This window comes from Actinoalloteichus spitiensis RMV-1378, from assembly GCF_000239155.1.
GTDB classification, from domain to species: domain Bacteria; phylum Actinomycetota; class Actinomycetes; order Mycobacteriales; family Pseudonocardiaceae; genus Actinoalloteichus_B; species Actinoalloteichus_B spitiensis.
In genome coordinates this window covers 1-1,113 of record NZ_AGVX02000768.1, presented here as the reverse complement: position 1 = coordinate 1,113, position 1,113 = coordinate 1, and the positions used below count along the sequence as shown (strand labels likewise).

The following is a 1,113-nucleotide window of genomic DNA, read 5'->3' as shown; positions in this document are numbered from 1 at the left end:
CGTTCCGCCGCGCATGGCACCGTTCCCCTCGTCCGCCTCCGCCTGGTCGTGGCCGAGGCTAGGAGGAGGGCGGGGGCGTTGTCGGGGACGACGGGAGGAGGCTGTGGACAACCGGCCGGCTGTGGACGACCGACCTGCCGGCAGTCAGCCCGTCAGGTCGTGCTGGCGGCCTTGCTCGACCCGCTCGACGCCGTGCTCTTGCCGGAGTCGGAGGAGGACGACGAGGACGAGGAGCTCGAGGAGGAGCCGGAGTCGCTCGACTTGGTCGAACCGTCGCTCGACGACGAGGAACTCTTCGCCGTGGTGCCGCCGCCGGAGCTCCTGCTGTCGGTGCGGTAGAAACCGCTCCCCTTGAACACGACCCCCACCGAGGAGAAGAGCTTGCGCAGCTTGCCCTGGCACTCCGGGCACGCCGTCAGTGCTTGGTCGGTGAAGCTCTGCACCTGCTCGAACCGGTGGTCACACGCGGTGCAGGCGTACTGGTAGGTGGGCACGGTTCGTATCCTCCGTGAGCATCAATTTGGCACTCGCCTAGGGACAGTGCCAACACAGATAATGCGCCAAGGTCGTGCCTCCGCGCAAACACCCCCCGGCCCTCGGCTGGTCACCGGGGGAGGTGGAGCAACCCGCGTCCTGGAGTGATGACGCTGGTCAGCAGGGCGTCGTGCGCACCGTGTGGCAGCTGGTCCACCAGTTCGTCGTCCCGGACCACGGCGGCCGTCAACGTCGACGGCGCGGCCAACGGCAGTGAGCGGTCGTAACAACCGCCGCCACGACCGAGCCGCACCCCGGCCCGGTCCACTGCCAGCGCCGGCACCAGCACCGCCGTCGCCTCGGCCAGCGCCTCCGGGGCGAGGAGCGGACCCGGGGGTTCCAGCACGCCGAGGTTTCCCGGGCGCAGCGTCGCTCCTCCACCGTACTCGGCCCACCACATCGGGCCGTCCGGTTCGACCACGACCGGCAGCAGCACCCGGCAGTCGGCCTCGCGGAGGGCGTCCACCAGCGCCAGCGTCCCCGGTTCGGTTCCGAACGGAACGTGGGCCGCGACGGTGCTCCCCGCCCTGGTGCGAGCTAGCTCACGGACGACCGCCGTGATCCGCTCCGCCTCGGCTC

At 70.7% G+C, this 1,113-nt stretch carries 2 protein-coding genes; both read right to left on the bottom strand.

Translation table 11 applies throughout. From position 1 onward, the window contains the following. Window positions 1-152: 152 nt before the first annotated feature. Window positions 153-494 carry an FmdB family zinc ribbon protein gene (locus ACTIDRAF_RS33205; protein WP_083886689.1) on the bottom strand — a complete coding sequence of 114 codons (342 nt, stop codon included), beginning with the start codon at window positions 492-494 and terminating at the stop codon, window positions 153-155. A 110-nt stretch (window positions 495-604) separates the two neighbouring features. Then, the coding region (locus tag ACTIDRAF_RS0225015; protein WP_016701396.1) for a 5-formyltetrahydrofolate cyclo-ligase at window positions 605-1,113 on the bottom strand (509 nt) is incomplete at its 5' end.